The sequence below is a fragment of the Streptomyces sp. NPDC002671 genome (genome assembly GCF_053592475.1).
Genome location: NZ_JBSFVU010000016.1, coordinates 83,205 through 99,063 on the forward strand (window position 1 = coordinate 83,205; position 15,859 = coordinate 99,063).

At 72.7% G+C, this 15,859-nt stretch carries 18 protein-coding genes; 9 read left to right on the forward strand and 9 right to left on the reverse strand.

Annotation, left to right across the window (positions count from 1 at the left end; all coding sequences use genetic code 11):
• Positions 1-12: 12 nt before the first annotated feature.
• Positions 13-1,137, reverse strand: coding sequence for a PLP-dependent cysteine synthase family protein (locus ACWD35_RS24650; protein WP_451353449.1), 1,125 nt, complete (start codon positions 1,135-1,137; stop codon positions 13-15).
• Positions 1,138-1,432: 295 nt separating this feature from the next.
• On the opposite strand from ACWD35_RS24650, the gene ACWD35_RS24655 reads away from it, so the two are divergent.
• The gene (locus ACWD35_RS24655) at positions 1,433-1,756 is read left to right on the forward strand and encodes a hypothetical protein (protein WP_451353450.1); all 324 of its coding nucleotides are present in this window, start codon (positions 1,433-1,435) and stop codon (positions 1,754-1,756) included.
• Between the two features lie 279 nt (positions 1,757-2,035).
• The gene (locus ACWD35_RS24660) at positions 2,036-2,677 is read left to right on the forward strand and encodes an ATP-binding protein (RefSeq protein ID WP_451353451.1); all 642 of its coding nucleotides are present in this window, start codon (positions 2,036-2,038) and stop codon (positions 2,675-2,677) included.
• A 61-nt stretch (positions 2,678-2,738) separates the two neighbouring features.
• Here ACWD35_RS24660 and ACWD35_RS24665 read toward each other — a convergent pair whose 3' ends face one another.
• From ACWD35_RS24665 to ACWD35_RS24675, 3 genes are read right to left on the reverse strand one after another with little or no spacing between them, the layout of a single operon-like run.
• Positions 2,739-5,300 (reverse strand): ABC transporter permease, encoded by a 2,562-nt coding sequence (locus ACWD35_RS24665; protein WP_451353452.1) that lies wholly within the window; start codon positions 5,298-5,300, stop codon positions 2,739-2,741.
• Positions 5,297-6,055 carry an ABC transporter ATP-binding protein gene (locus ACWD35_RS24670; RefSeq protein ID WP_451353453.1) on the reverse strand — a complete coding sequence of 253 codons (759 nt, stop codon included), beginning with the start codon at positions 6,053-6,055 and terminating at the stop codon, positions 5,297-5,299. The genes ACWD35_RS24665 and ACWD35_RS24670 overlap by 4 nt, the downstream gene beginning before the upstream one ends.
• Positions 6,052-6,342, reverse strand: a complete 291-nt coding sequence (locus ACWD35_RS24675; RefSeq protein WP_451353454.1) for an SHOCT domain-containing protein — start codon at positions 6,340-6,342, stop codon at positions 6,052-6,054. The genes ACWD35_RS24670 and ACWD35_RS24675 overlap by 4 nt, the downstream gene beginning before the upstream one ends.
• Positions 6,343-6,545: 203 nt before the next feature.
• On the opposite strand from ACWD35_RS24675, the gene ACWD35_RS24680 reads away from it, so the two are divergent.
• The 5 genes from ACWD35_RS24680 to ACWD35_RS24700 all read left to right on the forward strand — a co-directional run bounded on the left by ACWD35_RS24680 (position 6,546) and on the right by ACWD35_RS24700 (position 9,445).
• Positions 6,546-7,109 (forward strand): TetR/AcrR family transcriptional regulator, encoded by a 564-nt coding sequence (locus ACWD35_RS24680; RefSeq protein ID WP_451353455.1) that lies wholly within the window; start codon positions 6,546-6,548, stop codon positions 7,107-7,109.
• 51 nt (positions 7,110-7,160) lie between these two features.
• Positions 7,161-7,550: a (R)-mandelonitrile lyase gene (locus tag ACWD35_RS24685; protein ID WP_451353456.1), complete on the forward strand. Its 390-nt coding sequence runs from the start codon at positions 7,161-7,163 to the stop codon at positions 7,548-7,550.
• 37 nt (positions 7,551-7,587) lie between these two features.
• On the forward strand, positions 7,588-8,190 hold the full coding sequence (locus ACWD35_RS24690; protein ID WP_451353457.1) for a DUF4865 family protein: 603 nt from the start codon (positions 7,588-7,590) through the stop codon (positions 8,188-8,190).
• Positions 8,187-9,095, forward strand: coding sequence for a phosphotriesterase family protein (locus ACWD35_RS24695; RefSeq protein WP_451353458.1), 909 nt, complete (start codon positions 8,187-8,189; stop codon positions 9,093-9,095). Before ACWD35_RS24690 ends, ACWD35_RS24695 begins: the two co-directional genes overlap by 4 nt.
• A gap of 161 nt (positions 9,096-9,256) precedes the next feature.
• Positions 9,257-9,445: a DUF1272 domain-containing protein gene (locus ACWD35_RS24700; RefSeq protein WP_451353459.1), complete on the forward strand. Its 189-nt coding sequence runs from the start codon at positions 9,257-9,259 to the stop codon at positions 9,443-9,445.
• 7 nt (positions 9,446-9,452) lie between these two features.
• On the opposite strand, the gene ACWD35_RS24705 is transcribed toward ACWD35_RS24700, so the two are convergent.
• Together ACWD35_RS24705 and ACWD35_RS24710 are read right to left on the reverse strand one after the other, a co-directional pair.
• Positions 9,453-10,691 carry an ROK family protein gene (locus ACWD35_RS24705; RefSeq protein WP_451353460.1) on the reverse strand — a complete coding sequence of 413 codons (1,239 nt, stop codon included), beginning with the start codon at positions 10,689-10,691 and terminating at the stop codon, positions 9,453-9,455.
• 46 nt (positions 10,692-10,737) lie between these two features.
• The gene (locus tag ACWD35_RS24710) at positions 10,738-11,388 is read right to left on the reverse strand and encodes an alpha-ketoglutarate-dependent dioxygenase AlkB family protein (RefSeq protein WP_451353461.1); all 651 of its coding nucleotides are present in this window, start codon (positions 11,386-11,388) and stop codon (positions 10,738-10,740) included.
• 79 nt (positions 11,389-11,467) lie between these two features.
• Here ACWD35_RS24710 and ACWD35_RS24715 point away from each other — a divergent pair, with 79 nt between their 5' ends.
• Positions 11,468-12,601: a methyltransferase gene (locus ACWD35_RS24715; RefSeq protein ID WP_451353556.1), complete on the forward strand. Its 1,134-nt coding sequence runs from the start codon at positions 11,468-11,470 to the stop codon at positions 12,599-12,601.
• 40 nt (positions 12,602-12,641) lie between these two features.
• Here the strand turns inward: ACWD35_RS24715 and ACWD35_RS24720 are convergent, their stop codons facing one another.
• Both ACWD35_RS24720 and ACWD35_RS24725 read right to left on the reverse strand, forming a co-directional pair.
• A complete protein-coding gene (locus ACWD35_RS24720) occupies positions 12,642-13,502 on the reverse strand; it encodes a class II fructose-bisphosphate aldolase (RefSeq protein WP_451353462.1) in 861 nt (286 codons plus the stop codon).
• Positions 13,503-13,601: 99 nt separating this feature from the next.
• Positions 13,602-14,483: an SIS domain-containing protein gene (locus ACWD35_RS24725; protein ID WP_451353463.1), complete on the reverse strand. Its 882-nt coding sequence runs from the start codon at positions 14,481-14,483 to the stop codon at positions 13,602-13,604.
• A 179-nt stretch (positions 14,484-14,662) separates the two neighbouring features.
• On the opposite strand from ACWD35_RS24725, the gene ACWD35_RS24730 reads away from it, so the two are divergent.
• Positions 14,663-15,442 (forward strand): DeoR/GlpR family DNA-binding transcription regulator, encoded by a 780-nt coding sequence (locus ACWD35_RS24730; RefSeq protein ID WP_451353464.1) that lies wholly within the window; start codon positions 14,663-14,665, stop codon positions 15,440-15,442.
• 12 nt (positions 15,443-15,454) lie between these two features.
• Here the strand turns inward: ACWD35_RS24730 and ACWD35_RS24735 are convergent, their stop codons facing one another.
• Entirely contained in the window at positions 15,455-15,850 is a 396-nt protein-coding gene (locus ACWD35_RS24735) for a luciferase domain-containing protein (RefSeq protein WP_451353465.1), read from the reverse strand.
• Between the last annotated feature and the right edge of the window lie 9 nt (positions 15,851-15,859).

The following is a 15,859-nucleotide window of genomic DNA, read 5'->3' on the forward strand; positions in this document are numbered from 1 at the left end:
GCGCGGGGCGCGTCAGTCCGGCCACACCCCGGTCTTGAGCAGGGACTCGATCGCCTCCGCGTACGGCGTGATGTCCAGGCCCTGCTCCGCGAGCCAGGCGTCCGAGTAGTACTTGTCGAGGTACCGGTCGCCCGGGTCGCAGAGCAGGGTGACCACGCTGCCCCTGCGGCCCGCGGCGGCCATCTCGGAGACGATCTTCAGCGCGCTCCACAGGCCGGTGCCGGTGGAGCCGCCCGCCTTGCGGCCTATGGCGCGCTCCAGGGCGCGTACGGCGGCGACGCTGGCCGCGTCCGGGACCTTCATCATGCGGTCGATCGCGCCGGGCACGAAGCTCGGTTCCATGCGCGGCCGGCCGATGCCCTCGATGCGGGAGCCGCAGTCGCAGGTGACGTCCGGGTCGCCCGTGGTCCAGCCCTCGAAGAAGCAGGAGTGCTCCGGGTCGGCGACGCAGATACGGGTGTCGTACTGCATGTAGTGGACGTAGCGGGCGAGGGTCGCCGAGGTGCCGCCGGTGCCGGCCGTGGCGACGATCCACGCGGGCTCCGGGAACCGCTCCAACTCCAGCTGGCGGAAGATGGATTCGGCGATGTTGTTGTTGCCGCGCCAGTCGGTGGCCCGCTCGGCGTAGGTGAACTGGTCCATGTAGTGGCCGCCGGTCTCCGCCGCGAGGCGGGCGGACTCCTCGTACATCTTCCGGGAGTCGTCCACGAAGTGGCACTGTCCACCGTGGAACTCGATCAGGCGGCACTTCTCGGCGCTGGTCGTGCGGGGCATGACCGCGATGAAGGGCACGCCGATCAGCTTGGCGAAGTACGCCTCGGAGACAGCCGTCGAACCGCTGGACGCCTCGATCACCGGGCGGCCCGGGCGGATCCAGCCGTTGCAGAGGCCGTAGAGGAAGAGCGAGCGGGCGAGCCGGTGCTTGAGGCTGCCGGTGGGGTGCGTGGACTCGTCCTTCAGGTAGAGGTCGATGCCCCACCGTTCGGGCAGCGGGAAGCGCAGCAGGTGCGTGTCGGCGGAGCGGTTGGCGTCGGCCTGCACCTTGCGGACGGCGTCTTTCAGCCAGTCGCGGTAGGCGGCATCACTGCGGTCGACGTCGAGGGTGGCGCCGGTCCGGGACTTCTGGATCGTACTCACGGCGGGGCTCCTTACGCTGGGCACCGACGACGCCTCGCGCAGCCGGCACCTCGATCATAAGCAGCTTCCACACCACATCCCACCTGCATAAACCCATCTTTGAGCCACCCAAAGACGGGCTGTTGCCCGCATGCGCCAAGCGCACGGGTCGCACGGCGCGATCGCTCCGGGCGCCGGGCGCACACACTCCGTGCGCACTGGTGCTCCCGGCCACACGCGGGCAGACTGCAAGGCATGGGACGCTCGTCCCGGACGGGGGCGCTCACGGGGATCACGCGCAAGGGGGCGGCGAGACATGGCGGAGCCGGAGTTCACGGCCAAGGGCGTGCGGATCGGGAAACGGCTGCGCTCGCTCACCCGGGCCGGGCAGGTCCGGATCAGCGACGGCAGGCTGGAGTTGCTGACCAGCTACGGCAGCGAGATCGACAGCGCGCCGGTGCAGGCGGTACGCGCCTCCAAACCCTGGTACGCGCCGGAGGACCGGGCGTTGGCCGATCTCAACGGCAAGCGGTACCTGCTGACGATGGGTGAGCAGGACCCCGCTCCGGGAAAGCCCGGGCCGCCCGCGGCACGGAGTTTCATCGAGGCGGTGCGCCGGGCCGCCCGGCGCGGCGGCTGAGGGTCACAGCAGGTGAGCTGAGAGTCGCAGCAGCTGAACCGAGGGGCGCGGCGGCCAGGTAGCGCGGCCCTTTCGGGAGCGCCGGTCGCGGCGAGTTGCGGGAGTGCATCCGCTGCGTCACGCTGGTCTCACGTCACTCTGGGTTTACCGGCGATAACGCTGCGAACCAGCCCGCCGGCCACGACAGCAGGCGGCCGGCTGGACGCGGGCACCCTGCTGGATCCGTTGTTCTCCGTGTTCCTCCGGTCCCTCCGGACCTCACATCGGGGAGTCGCAGCCGTGATCAGTCACCCAAGCAGGCACTGCACGGTGGAGCTCCAAGCCCTGCCGTCGCGGATCGGCCAGGTCCGCAGAATCGTATCTGCGCAGTTGCGCTACTGGCATCTGGAACCCTTGATAGACCGGGCCGCGCTCGGTGTGACCGAGCTGCTCAGCAACGTCCACCGGCACGCCCGACCCGACAAGTCGTGCACCGTCGAGCTGGAGCTGCTGCCGGACCGGCTCACCGTGTCGGTGCGCGACAACGATCCGCGGCTGCCGGTGGTGGCGGAGGTCGAGGACGTGGCCGAGGCCACGGACGCGGCCGACGTCGGCCCGCTGGCCACCTGCGGGCGGGGCCTGGCGATGGTGGCCGCGCTGAGCGAGAGCTGGGGTGCGCGCCCGGACGGCGACAGCGGGAAGGTCGTGTGGTTCACGCTGCCCGCCTCGACGCCGGTGCGCCCGCACCCGGCACGGACACCGCGCCGCACGCCGGAGCAGCCGTCCACGCCGCACTTCGTGGACGTCCAGCCGGCGCCGGCCCCTGTCACGGCCACCGCACCGGCCCGCGCCGTCGTCCACGCCTCCGTCACGGCCCCCGCCCCGGCCGTGGTCCCCGCGGAGGCCACACCGACTCCCGCCCGGTCGGCCGTCCCCGGCTGACCGGGCGGTGAGCCTCCACCGGCAGGCGGACGGCCGGCCGGACGGCGTCCTCCCGCGCTCCTCACTCCATGGCGATCGCGCGCAGGACGTCCAGGCGGGCTGCCCGGCGCGCCGGGCGCAGGCCCGCGAGGGCGCCGGCCGCCAGGCCCACCAGGGCCACGACCACGAGCCGTGCGGGCGGCAGGGCGAAGGCGAACGCGGTGTCGCTCGCGCCGTCGGAGGCCTTCACCAGCACCCAGCCGAGGAAGGCGCCGAGGCCGAGCCCGCCCGCCGTGCCGAAGGCGGCGACCAGGACCGACTCCCAGCGGACCATGGCCCGCAGTTGGGCGCGGGTCTGACCGACGGCCCGCAGCAGCCCCAGCTCCCGGGTGCGCTCGTGGATCGCCAGGGTCAGCGTGTTGGCGATGCCGAGCAGGGCGATGACGACCGCGAGGGCGAGCAGCGCGTAGACGAGCGTCAGCATGATGTCGATGCCGGCGGCCGAGGACTGCGCGTACTCGTGGCGGGTCTGCACCTCGGGTTCGCCGAATCGCGCGGCGACCTGTTTCACCGCCGCCTTGCCCGCGTCGGTGCTCACGCCGTGCTTGAAGGTGACGGCGACGAGCGTGTCGGAGTCCTGGGTGCGGTGCGGCGCCCAGGCGGCGCGGGTGATGACGTAGTCACCGGCGAGTTCGGACCGGCCGTAGACCGCTCGGACGGTGAAGTTCCGCGTCCTGCCGTCGGTGAAGGTGAGCCGGGCGGTGCCGCCGGTGTGCAGGTGCTGCCGGTCGGCCTCCGCGTGCGTGACGGCGATGCCGTCGGCGCCGAGGTCGCGCAGGGAGCCGGTGACCGTGCCGAGGTCGAAGGTGCGGTCGAGCGCGGCCGGGTCGGTGACCGTCAACGCCCTCCCCTTTCCGTCGACTTCGGCGACTCCACGGCCGAGTCCGACGGCGGTGTCCACCTCGGGCAGCCGCTGCAGGGCCGGGGCGAGCCGCGGGCTGAGCCCGCTGCCGCCCGCGCCGAAGGACGGGGTGCTGACGGCCACGTCGCCCGCGAAGGACCGCGACACCGTCTGGTCCATCGTGGCCTTCAGCGAGGCGCCGAACACGGTGAACAGCGAGACGACGGCCACGCCGATCATCAGGGCGCTCGCGGTGGCGGCGGTCCACTTGGGGCTGCGCAGGGCATTGCGCCGGGCGAGGCCGCCGGTGACGCCGCGGAGCCGGTCGAGCGGGCCGCCGAGCAGCCGTACGGCCGTGGTGGCGGCGACCGGGCCGAGGGTCACGAAGGACACCAGGGCGAGCAGTGCGCCAAGTCCGGCCAGCCATACGGACGGTGAGACGAAGACGCCGGTGAGGGCCGTCGCGACCGCCAGTGCGGCGAGGACCGTACCGGCGATCGCCCGGAGTCGGGATGCGCCCGAGCCGTCGACGGCCGTCTCCCGCAGCGCGGCCAGGGGGGCGGTGCGTCCCGCACGTACGGCGGGCAGCAGCGCGGAGCCGAGGCAGACCACGATGCCGACGGCGAGCGGCAGCGCCATGGACAACGTCTTGATCACCAAGTCGCCGTCGGGGAAGGGGAATCCGATCGCCGGGAACAGTGCCTGGAGCCCGGCGGCGATTCCGATGCCGCCCGCGAGTCCGGCCAGGGAGGCCGTGACGGCGACACCGGCCGCTTCGGCGAGGGCGGCGGCGGTGACCTGCCGGCGGGAGGCCCCGAGGGCGCGCAACAGGGCGTTCTCCCGCGTGCGTTGGGCGACCACGATCGCGAACGTGTTGTGGATGGAGAAGGTCGCGACGAGCAGCGCGACACCGGAGAACACGAGCAGGAAGGTCGTGAAGATGGTCAGGAACTGGCTGGAGACCATGTCGGTGTTCTCCTGCGCGGACCGCTGACCGGTGATCGCCTCGACTCCCTCGGGAAGCACCGGAGTCAACCGCCGGACCAGCTCCCGCTGGCTCACTCCGGGCTCGGCCCGCACCTGGACGCTCGCGGCCTGGCCGGGCCGCGCGGTGAGGTACCTCTCGGCGTCGACCCGGGTCATGCCGGTGAACGTCACCTGGGCCATGCCGTCCTGGCCGCCGAAGGTGGCGAGCCCGACGATCGTCACCTTCACCGGGTCCGGGGTGCGCAGCGTGGTGGTGTCACCGATCTTCAGGCCGCCCTTCTTCGCCGCTCCCCGGTTCACCACGACCTCACCGGACCGGGCGGGGACCCGGCCCTCGGCGAGCCGGTACGGGTTGAGCTTCGGGTCGGTGATCCAGTTCCCGGCGAGGGTGGGCGGTCCCTGGCCGCCGACGGGCTTGCCGTCGGAGCCGACGAGTTGACCGGCGCCCTGGATGTTCGGGGCCGCGGCGGCCACACCGGGCACCTTCTCGACGGTCTTGACCAGCCCGATGTCGACGGGGCTGCGTACGCCCTGGGCCTCGCCGGGCGTGGTGATGGCGTCGGAGCCCCGTACGACCGCGTCCGTACCGCTCGCGGCCTCGCCGAACATGGAGTCGAAGCTCGCGCGCAGCGTGTCGCCCATGACGAGTGTGCCGGCGAGGAAGGCGACGCCGAGGAACACGGCGAAGAACGTGCCGGCGAAGCGACGCCGGTGCGTGCGCAGGGAGTTGAGGCTGAGCCGCAGCGAAGCGTTCATGACCGCACCTCGAAGGCCTTCATGCGGTCAAGGACCTTGTCGGCGGTCGGGGACGCCATCCGGTCGACCAGGCGCCCGTCGGCGAGGAAGACCACCTCGTCGGCGTGGGCGGCGGCCACCGGGTCGTGGGTGACCATGACGACCGTACGGTCCATCTGCCGTACGGCCCGCCCGAGGAGTCCGAGGACCTCCCCGCCGGAGCGGGAGTCGAGGTTGCCCGTCGGCTCGTCGGCGAAGACGACGTCCGGGCGGCCCGCGAACGCCCGTGCCACCGCCACGCGTTGCTGCTGTCCGCCGGACAGCTCCGAGGGCCGGTGGTGCAGCCGCTCGCGCAGTCCGACGATGTCCACGAGCGCGTCGATCCACTCCTGGTCGCCCCGCTTTCCGCCGAGGTCCAGGGGCAGGGTGATGTTCTCCGCGACGGTCAGCGTCGGCACCAGGTTGAACGCCTGGAAGACGAAGCCGACCCGGTCGCGGCGCAGCAGGGTGAGTCGGCGGTCGTCCAGCGCGCCCAGCTCAGTGTCGCCGATGTATGCCGCGCCCGAGGTGAGCGTGTCGAGGCCGGCCGCGCAGTGCATCAGGGTGGACTTGCCGGAGCCCGAGGGGCCCATGATCGCGGTGAAGCGTCCGGCGGGGAAGTCGACGTCCACGCCGTCCAGGGCGTGTACGGCGGTGTCGCCACCGCCGTACACCTTGACCGCGCCGGTCACGCGGGCGGCCGTACGCAGTGCGGTCGTGGTCGTGGATGCGCTCATGCCGCACCGCCCTTGACCGCACGGCCGAACTGCTCCTCCAGGACGGAGAGCCGGCGCCAGTACTCGTCCTCGTCGATCTCACCGGCGGCGAAGCGGCGGCCGAGCACCGCGAGCGGCGAGTCGCCGGCCGGGCGTCCGCCCTCGACCGGCCGCCAGGGTCCGCCGCGTCCTCGCCAGACGGTGCGGCGCAGGAAGGTGACGGCGCCGATCACGACAACCGCCCAGATCAGCGGGAAGAACAGGATCCACGGGCCGGGTCCGCCGTCCCAGTTCGCCAGAGTTTGCATGTCGGTTCATCTCCGTCGTCGGAGGGGTGGGTCTTCGGGTGATGTCCCGAGACTCCCTCCGGGAGGGCGTCCGGGTCGTCGTGCGGCCGGCGGCGGTGCGGGTACTTCCAGGGGAGTACGTACGGGGCTCGCGACTGCTCCCGGCAGGGGTGGCGTGCGGAAAGGGCTGGCGGACTGTAACTACTAGTATGTACAGTGATCGCATGAGCACCTCGGAACGACTGATCGAGTCCACGCGCGAACTGCTGTGGGAGCGCGGTTACGTGGGCACGAGCCCCAAGGCGATCCTGGAACGCGCCGGGGCCGGTCAGGGCAGCATGTACCACCACTTCAAGGGCAAGCCGGATCTCGCCCTGGCCGCGATCCGGCGCACCGCCGAGGAGCTGCGGGCCACCGCCGAGAGACTCCTCGACGGGCCGGGCACGCCGTACGAGCGCATCGAGGCGTATCTGCTGCGTGAGCGTGACGTGCTGCGCGGCTGCCCGGTCGGCCGGCTGACCATGGACCCGGACGTGATCGCGAGCGACGAGCTGCGCGCGCCGGTCGACGAGACGATCGCCGCCATCCGGGCACGGATCGCCGAGCTCGTCGAAGAGGGCAAGCGTGAGGGGCAGTTCGCTCCCGGCCTGGACGGCGAGGAGATCGCCGCGGCCGTCCTCGCGACCGTGCAGGGCGGCTATGTGCTGGCCCGCGCGTCCGGCTCTCCCGCCGCGTTCGACGCGGGTGTCCGCGGCCTGCTCTCCCTCCTCGCACCCCAGGCTTCCTGAACCGCCCCAACTCCCCGTCCTCCCGAACTCCCCGACAGGAGCAGTGACTTCGTGCACATCACCCGACGGCGGCCCGACACCTGGCAGGGCCCGGCGGAGAACTTCACCGGCACGGTCTGGCTGGACGAGATAGCCGCCCCCGCCGCCCCGTCCCGGCTGCGCATGTTCAACGTCCACTTCGCACCGGGCGCCCACACCGCCTGGCACCGGCACCCGCACGGCCAGGTGCTGCACGTGCTGGAGGGCGAGGGGCTGGTCCAGCGCAAGGACGGCGACGTGGAGGAGATCCGCGCGGGCGACACCGTGTGGATCGAGCCCGGCGAATGGCACTGGCACGGGGCGGCGCCCCACACCTTCATGACCCACCTCGCGGTCGTGGAGGCCGCCGAGGACGGCACCACCACCGAGTGGGACGCGCACGTGAACGACTACCCCGCCTGAGACCTGAGACCTGAGACCACAGACAGGGAATCGCGACATGCACGCCATGCAGTACGAGTTCACCTTGCCCGCCGACTACGACATGGGCATCATCCGCTCCCGCGTCGCCCGCGTCGCACACCTGCTGGACGACTGGGACGGCCTCGGCATCAAGACGTACATCCTGCGCGAGCGCGGGTTTCACGGCTCGCCGGTGAACCAGTACGGGCCGTTCTACCTCTGGAACACCATGGAGGGCATGAACAGCTTCCTCTGGGGAGGCACCTTCCAGGGGCCCGTCAACGACTTCGGACGGCCGGAGATACGGCAGTGGACGGGGCTGGCGTTCGAGGAGGGCACCGCCGCCGGGTCCTCCGCCGCCTTTGCCGTGCGACGGCGTCAACCGGTCCCGGAGGGCGTGGAGTTGGCTGCGTTCATGGCGGACGCGGTGACCGAGACCGGACGGCTGGCCGCGGAGGACGGTGCGGTGCTGGCGGCGTCCGTCGTGGACACGCGCGCCTGGGAGCTGGTCCACTTCTCGCTCTGGGAGCGCTGGGAGCACGGGGTGGACGGGATTCCCAAGGCCGAGGGCGACGTCTTCGAGGTGCTGCACCTGTCGGCGCCGGAACGCGGCGAGCTGCCGCGCGGGCGACAGTGGTGAGAACCGTCCGTACGGTCCTCGGTGACCTGCCTCCCGAGGAGCTGGGCGCGTGCGACGCGCACGACCATCTCTTCTTGCGCAGCCCGCAGTTGCCGGGGCAGGAGCTGAACGACCTCCGTGCCGCGCGGGCCGAGCTGGCCGCGTTCCGGGCGGCGGGCGGAGCGGCCGTCGTACAGTGGACCCCGTACGGCATGGGGCGGCGGGCGGCGGACCTGCCGGGGCTGTCCCGGGCGAGCGCAGTGCACGTGCTCTGCGCTACAGGCCTGCATCAAGCCGCCCAGTACAGCGAGGAGTTGCTCGCGGGACTGCGCGGCCGGCTCGCCGACGTCTTCGTCTCGGAGCTGACCGAGGGCATCGGCACGACGGGCGTGCGCGCCGGGTTGATCAAGGTGGCGGGTGGGTTCCACGCCCTCGACGCGCACGCTCGCTGGACCATGGCCGCGGCGGCCGAGGCGCACCACGCCACCGGTGCGGCCATCGCCGTCCACCTGGAGCTGGGCACCGGTGCGCTGGACGTACTCGACCTGCTGTGCGGCGAGTTGGGCGTGCCCGGCGACCGGGTGGTCCTGGGACACCTGAACCGCTCTCCCGACCCGGTGGTGCACCGCCAGGCCGCCGCGTCCGGCTGCTGGCTGGCCTTCGACGGGCCGTCCCGCGCCCATCACGCCACCGACTGGCGGATGCCCGAAGCCGTACGCGCCCTCGCGGAGGCGGGGTTCGGGGACCGGCTGCTGCTGGGCGGGGACACGGTACTCGCGGGGACCCGCTCGGTCGACGGCGGCCCCGGCATGCCCTACCTGCTGCGCCGGGTGCGGCCCCGGCTGGAGGAGGCGGTGGGCCGTGACCTGGTGCACCGCATCCTCACGGAGCATCCGGGGCGGGCGTTCGGGGCCGACTGGCGGTGACCGGCTGTTCCCGGCGGTGGCGGTGGCGGTGGCGGTGGCCCGATCGTACGGAACTCTGTCCTCGAGACGGCTGGCCGCCCCGGCCGCCGTCCGGAGGATGGAGACGGAGATCGAGATGGAGGGAGCCGACAGACCCTCCCGAACCGAGGAGACGAGCACACATGGCCCTGGAGATGCGCGACCGCTGCGAGCGCTGTGAAACCGCCGAGCTGTCGGCCGACGGTCCGGCCCGCATCTGCTCGTACGAGTGCACCTTCTGCGTCGCCTGCGGCGCGGCCATGGAGCAGATCTGCCCCAACTGCGGCGGCGAACTGGTCGCCCGGCCCCGCCGCGTGGCCCGCGCCGTCTAGGGTGCCGTCACCGCAGTGCGTCCAGCGGGTCGTCCAGCACCGGCTGCCAGGCCAGTTCGGCCGCGCCGACCAGGCTGTTGTGGTCCAGGGTGCAGGGCAGAATCGGTACGCCGCCGCTCTGGCCCCAGAGGCTGCGGTCGGCGACGACCGCGCGGAGCCGGCCGGGGTCGGCGTCGAGCAGGGTGCGGTGCAGACCGCCCAGGATGATGCGGTCGGGGTTGAGGATGTTGACCAGGCCGGCGAGGCCGAGGCCGAGGCGGTCGATCAGGGCCTCGGCGGCCGTGCGGACGGCCGGGTCGGCGTACTGGGTGCGCAGGAGGTCGTTGGCCTGCTGGAGCAGGGAGACCTCGGGGCCGGGTTCGCGGCCCGCCTCGATGAGCAGGGCCAGCGGGTCCGCCTCGACGTCCAGGCAGCCGCGGCTGCCGCAGTGACAGGGGCGGCCCTCGGGGTTGACGGTCAGATGGCCGACCTCCAGGGCCAGGCCCGAACTTCCGGTGTGCAGGCGGCCGTCGAGGACCAGGGCGCCGCCGACTCCCCGGTGCCCGGTGGCCACGCACAGCAGGTCCCGGGCGCCCCGGCCCGCGCCGTGCCGGTGTTCGGCGAGCGCGGCGAGGTTCACGTCGTTGCCCGCGAAGGCGGGGCCGGTGATCCCGGCGGCGCGCACGCACTCCGCGAAGATCCGGCGCACCGGGGCGCCCACGGACCAGGCCAGGTGAAGGGGGTTGAGGGCGAGGCCGTCGGGTTCGGCGACGGCGGACGGGACGGCGAGGCCGGCGCCCACGCACCGGCGGCCGGTGGTCCGCAGCAGGTCCGCGCCCGCCTCGACCACGGAGCCGAGCACCTTCGCCGGGTCGGCGTCGACGGTCTCGCAGCCGGGCGCGGTCGCCACGATCCGCCCGCCGAGGCCGACCAGTGCGGCCCGGAAGCCGTCGGCGTGCACCTGCGCGGCGAGCGCCACCGGCCCGTCCTCGGCGACCTCCAGCCGGTGCGAGGGGCGCCCCTGGGATCGGGCCGCCGCGCCGGGCCGGGCATCGACCCGGATCAGGCCCAGCGCCTCCAGTTCGGCGGCCACCGCCCCGGCCGTCGCCCGCGTCACCCCGAGTTCGGCGGTGAGCACGGCCCGCGTCGGCGCCCGCCCGGTGTGCACCAGCTCCAGCGCGGGTCCGAGCGCACCGCGCCCCCGGTCCAGCCGTGCCCTGGAGGTGGTCCCTTCCCCCGCCTTCCGGGGGTCCGCCTTGCCGCTCATGAGGGCGAGTCTCCCATGATCCGCTCCGGTCGTGGCATGCCGTGGTCTACAGGCCGCTCACCCGCAGCGTCATGTTCAGCCGCCCCGTAAGACCCAGCTCCGGCGGCGCCGTGCCGGGGTGCACGCGCGGCACCCCGTGGTAGGCGAGGCGGGACGGCCCGCCGAAGACGAACAGGTCGCCGCTGCGCAGCTCCACGTCGGTGTACGGCTTCGCGCGCGTCTCGGTGTTCCCGAAGCGGAACACGCAGCTGTCGCCGAGGCTCAGCGACACCACCGGCGCGGCCGACTTCTCGTCGCCGTCGCGGTGCATGCCCATGCGGGCGTCGCCGTCGTAGAAGTTGATCAGCGCGATGTCGTACGGCTCGGCGGGGACCGCCTCCGGGCCGAGCGCGTCGGCGACCGCGCGACGGCCCAGTTCGCCGAGCCAGGCCGGGAAGGGCTTCACCGGGGTGCCGTCGCCGTCGACCACCGTGCGGGCGTAGGCGTACGGGTACCAGTGCCAGCCCAGGCAGACCTGGCGGGCGGTCATCGTGCCGCCGCCCGGGGTGCGGACCGTGCGGAGTCCGGCCGGTGGCCGCGCCCAGTCCCGGCAGGCGGCGAGCAGGGAGCGCCGGCGGTCGTCGTCCAGCCAGTCCGGGACGTGCACGGCGCCCGGCGCGACCTCGGCGCGCGCCCGGGGAAACAGTTCCACGTCCATGTGCCCCATCCTGCCGCATGGCAGCCCCACCCCGGCTGAGCTGCGGCTCCGCTAGCCTGGACGCACGATGAACGACCGTATGACGACACCGTGGGGCGAGTTCGAGCTGTTCCGCTTCCCCGAGGACCCGCGTGACCGGCTGCGCGCCTGGGACGCCTCCGACGCGTACCTGCTGCGGCACCTGGCCGAGGAGGGGGTGCCGCTCACCGGCTCGGTCGTGGTGGTCGGGGACCGCTGGGGCGCCCTGGTCACGGCGCTCGCCGAGCACCGCCCGACGCAGATCACCGACTCCTTCCTGAGCCAGGAGGCAACCCGGGCGAACCTGGCCCGGGCAGGTGTCGAGCCCGGTGTCGTACAGCTGCTCACCACCCAGGATCCGCCGCCGGAGCGGGTGGACGTGCTGCTGGTGCGGGTGCCGAAGAGTCTCGCGCTGCTCGAGGACCAGTTGCTGCGGCTGGCGCCCGCCGTGCACGCGGGCACGGTCGTGGTGGGCAGCGGGATGGTGAAGGAGATCCACACCTCCACGCTTCAGCTGTTCGAGCGGATTCTCGGGCCGACCCGGACCTCGCTCGCGCAGCAGAAGGCGCGGCTCATCTTCTGCACCCCGGACCCGTCGCTGGAGCGGCCCGCGAACCCGTGGCCGTACAGCTACGCGCTCCCGGACGGCATCGGACCGGCCTCGGGCCGCACGGTCGTCAACCACGCCGGCGTGTTCTGCGCCGACCGGCTGGACATCGGCACCCGGTTCTTCCTCGGCCACCTGCCCGCGCCGGGCGCCGCTCGGGTGGTGGACCTGGGGTGCGGGAACGGCGTCGTCGGTACGGCGGTGGCGCTCGCCGACCCCGCCGCCGAAGTGCTGTTCGTGGACGAGTCGTTCCAGGCGGTGGCGTCGGCGGAGGCCACGTACAAGGCCAACGGGGTGCCGGGGCACGCCGAGTTCCGGGTCGGGGACGGGCTGGCGGGAGTGGCGCCCGGCAGTGTGGACGTGGTCCTGAACAATCCGCCGTTCCACTCCCACCAGGCGACCACGGACGCCACGGCGTGGCGGATGTTCACCGGGGCGAAGCGCGCGCTGCGGCCGGGCGGCGAGCTGTGGGTGATCGGCAATCGGCACCTGGGCTACCACGTGAAGCTGAAGCGGCTCTTCGGGAACAGCCAACTGGTGGCCGGCGACCCGAAGTTCGTGGTGTTGAAGGCCGTCAAGAAGAGCTAGCGCCCAACGCCCCTAGCTCGGGCGGGCGTACGACCGTGGACTAGGCGGACGTACGGCCCAGTACGCCGATGATGCGGATCACCTCCCCCGCCATCGCCTCCCGGCCGACGCCCAGGTACTTGCGGGAGTCGACGGCCTCGGGGTGGGCCGCGAGGAACTCGCGGATCGCCGCGGTCATCGCCGCGTTCAGGGCGGTGCCGACGTTGACCTTGGCGATGCCGCCCGCGACGGCGTCGACCAGGCCGTCGTCCGGTACGCCGGAGGAGCCGTGCAGGACGAGCGGCACGGGCAGCGCGGCGGACAGCCGCTTGAGGAGGCCGTGGTCGAGGGCCGCGGTGCGGGTCGTCATGGCGTGCGTGCTGCCGATGGCGACGGCCAGGGCGTCGACGCCGGTGCCGCGGACGAAGTCGCGAGCCTGGTCGGGGTCGGTGCGGGCGCCCGGCGCGTGCGCGTCCAGCCGGGGCTGGCCGCCCTTGCCGCCGATCTGGCCCAACTCGGCCTCGATCCACAGACCTTGGGCATGGGACCAGTCGGCGGCGGCACGGGTCGCGGCGAGGTTCTCGGTGTACGACAGGTGGGCCGCGTCGTACATCACCGAGCTGAATCCGGCGCCGGCTGCCTGGCGGAGCAGGTCGTCGCTCTGCACATGGTCGAGATGCAATGCGACAGGTACGTGGGCCCGTTCGGCGGCGGCGACCGCGGCGCGGGCCAGCGGCAGGAGCCGCCCGTAGCGGAACTTGACGGCGTTCTCACTGATTTGGAGGACGACGGGCACCCCGGTCGCCTCCGCGCCGGCGATGACGGCCTCGATGTGTTCCAGGGTGACGACGTTGAAGGCGGCGACGGCGGAGCGGGCCTCGGCGGCGCGGGTGACCAGTTCGCCGGTGGTCGTGAGGGGCACGGCTGGGTTGTCCCTTCGTGAAACGTCCTGATGTAAAACGTCCTGACGTAAGGCGTCCTGACGTAAGGCGTCCTGACGTGCGGCGTCCTGAGGCGTCGGTCAGGGGGCGAGGATCACGGAGCGGGTCAGGTGGCGCGGCTGGTCCGGGTCGAGGCCTCGGGTGGCGGCGACCGCGACCGCGAGCCGCTGGACGCGGACGAGTTCGGCGAGCGGGTCGAGCCCGTCGGCGACCCACAGCCCGCCGGTGCCGAGGACCTGTTCGGCGAGACCGTCGGGTGCCTCGCCGAGCATCCAGGTCGCCGTGCCGTCGGTGGTGATGCTGATCGGGCCGTGCCGGTACTCCATCGCCGGGTAGGCCTCGGTCCAGGACAGCGAGGCCTCGCGCATCTTCAACCCGGCTTCGTTGGCCAGCCCGACGGTCCAGCCACGGCCCAGGAAGGTGAACTGCGTGCAGTCGACCAGCCCTTCGGGCAGCGGCGCCGACAGGGCCGTGCGTGCGTCGGCCACGGCGGTGTCGGGGTGCAGGCCGAGATGGGCGCGCAGGAGGGTGAACGCGGTGGTGGCGAAGCGGGTCTGGACGACGGAGCGTTCGTCGGCGAAGTCCAGGACGACGAGGTCGTCGGCGGCGGTCATCACGGGGGTGGCCGGGTCGGCGGTGACGGCCGTGGTCCGCGCCGTCCCGGCCAGCTCGCTCAGCAGGTCGAGCACTTCGGTGGTGGTGCCGGAGCGGGTGAGGGCGACGACACGGTCGTACGACCGTCCGCGCGGGAACTCGGACGCCGCGAACGCGTCGCTCTCCCCCAGTCCGGCGTTCTCGCGCAGCACGGCCGCCGCCTGCGCCATGAAGTACGACGTCCCGCACCCGACGAATGCGACGCGCTCGCCCGGCGCCGGGAGCGCCCCCGCGTGTTGTCCGGCCGCCTCGACCGCGCGCGTCCAGCACTCGGGCTGGCTGTTCAGCTCGTCCTCGACATGGCTCATGCCACACCCTTCCTTAGCTGCCTGATTGTTCCTGCAAGATATAGCGAGTTTTCGAGCACAATCAAGCATCCACGCTCAACGTGGGGTGCGCTAGGGTCGCCGTGAGATCGAAGAGCGATCGAAGAACGGAAGAACGGCCGGAGAAGCGGTCGGAGAGCGATCGGGAGCGGAGGTTGCGGATGTCCCGGGACGCCCGCTGGAAGGCGCTGCTGGAACTGCTCGTGGAGCGCGGCCGGCTGGAGGTCGAGGAGGCCGCGACCGAGCTGGAGGTGTCGGCGGCGACGATCCGCCGGGACTTCGACCAGCTCGCCGAGCAGCAGATGCTGGTGCGCACGCGGGGCGGGGCGGTGGTGCACGGGGTGTCGTACGAACTGCCGTTGCGCTACAAGACGGCCCGTCGCGCATCCGAGAAGCAGCGCATCGCCAAGGCCGTCGCCGATCTCGTCGCGCCGGGCGAGGCGGTCGGGCTGACCGGCGGCACGACCACCACGGAGGTGGCCCGCGCGCTCGCTGTACGCGGCGACCTGAGCAGCGGCACTCCGGCGCTGACGATCGTCACGAACGCGCTCAACATCGCCAACGAGCTTGCCGTACGCCCCCAGTTCAAGATCGTGCTGACGGGCGGGGTGGCGCGCCCGCAGTCGTACGAACTCATCGGCCCGCTGGCGGACGGGGTGTTGAGCCAGGTCACGCTCGACGTGGCGGTCCTGGGCGTCGTCGCCTTCGACGTCACGCACGGCGCGGCGGCGCACGACGAGGCGGAGGCCGCGATCAACCGGCTGCTGTGCGAACGCGCCGAGCGGGTGGTGGTCGCCGCGGACTCCAGCAAGCTCGGCCAGCGGGCGTTCGCCCGGATCTGCGGCGCGGATCTGGTCGACACGCTGGTGACGGACAAGGCGGTGGGGCAGGACCAGGTACGCCGCTTCGAGGAAGCGGGCGTTCAGGTGTTGACGGTCTGACGCCCGCCGGCGTCAGATGCCCCCGAGGTCCGCTTTCACGAACCCAGCGCCCCGCTGGTCGTTGCAGCCGACCGGCTTCCGGTCCCCGGGGTCGGGCCAGGCCTGCTGCGCCTGGAGGGCCACGCTGACGAGGGTGAGCAGCAGATCGACGTCGCTGGCGGCGTCGAGCCGCAGGGTCACCCACTGCGACCCCGGCACGATCCGGATCGCGCCCGAGGCCTTGAGATCCTTGGCGAACCGCCGGATGGCCCGGGTGGTCAGCCGCAGATCGACATCACGGCCCGAGTGGAAGTGGGCGATCTCGCCCTGCGGCGAACTCACCGCCTGCCCCCGGCCGCAGCTGGGCACGGCCGGTCTCAGATCCGGCCAGGTCGCCAGTAGCGCGAGCGCGCGCGAGGCCAACGTCATGGGCCCATC